Source organism: Deinococcus terrestris, assembly GCF_009377345.1.
GTDB lineage: Bacteria > Deinococcota > Deinococci > Deinococcales > Deinococcaceae > Deinococcus > Deinococcus terrestris.
The window spans coordinates 1-925 of sequence record NZ_WBSL01000039.1; the positions used below are offsets into that span (position 1 = coordinate 1).

1 protein-coding gene is annotated in these 925 nt (G+C 62.8%); it reads left to right on the forward strand.

The window, feature by feature from the left end; genetic code table 11:
• The first annotated feature begins 101 nt into the window (after window positions 1–101).
• A complete protein-coding gene (locus F8S09_RS17500; protein WP_152872703.1) occupies window positions 102–446 on the forward strand; it encodes a hypothetical protein in 345 nt (114 codons plus the stop codon).
• Window positions 447–925 lie beyond the last annotated feature (479 nt).

Consider the following 925-nt stretch of genomic DNA (forward strand, 5'->3'; position numbering starts at 1 on the left):
AAATTTCGTGACTGGTACAACCAGGTCCGGCTTCACTCAGCTCTGGGGTACGCCTGCCCCTGGGCTAAGCTGCTGGAAGCGGCGAAGTCTCGCAACGCTGCTTGAAGGATTTCCTGGAGCAGTACCCCTCGAACGGTGAGGTGCGCCGGGTGGAGGCCTCAACGGTGCACGAATTGCGAGACCAGTTGCACAGCCAGCTCCGTGATCTCGACCCCTATGCCCTGACTGCTATCGCTCGGTTGGTCACCGAGGAGCGTGCAGTCGTCTCGGCGAAAACATGGGGCGTCAAGAGGGTGGGCGTCCTGCAGTTCACCGCGGACGACGAGCCGATGCCGCTGAAGAAGCGGAGTCGTGCTCCAGCTCCAGTGCCGGCCTCGGAGGGACCGGCGGCGGTACAGCATCCGGCCCCCATCTTTGCTGGGCTCGAGGAGTCGGACCGGCTTTAAGGCCATGCACATGAGGGCGGTGGCCGGTGGCCCTCAAGCCCTGGCCGCACCCCCTATCGCCCGGAAGGACGACGGCAAAGTGGCGCGCTTCCTATGCGCGAGGGGCCTCACGAAACGGAGGTGGAGGGGCCAGAAGATCTGAGGCGTGGGCCTGTCGGCAGGTTCCTGGACAGTTGCGATGTCGCTCTGCCGGAGCTGTTTGAGTTTGGTTGAGGGGCTCAACCTCTTCAACCCCTGTCACCCCGACAACTCCCGGAGGGTGGTGCTAACGGATGTCGCCGAGCGGGGTGGCGACGGCGTGCGCGTCCTCGATGGGGGTCCGTCAGGGAAGCTGCGTCTGCTCGCAAAAGGACTAGTACAGCGTTTTTGAATTTGTCATAGTAGGGCATGAGCCGTCCTCTTCGCTATCCAGTGACTTTGAGTGCTGAGCAAGAACAGACTCTGCACGGCATGACCATGAAGGGCAGTGGCAAGGCGCG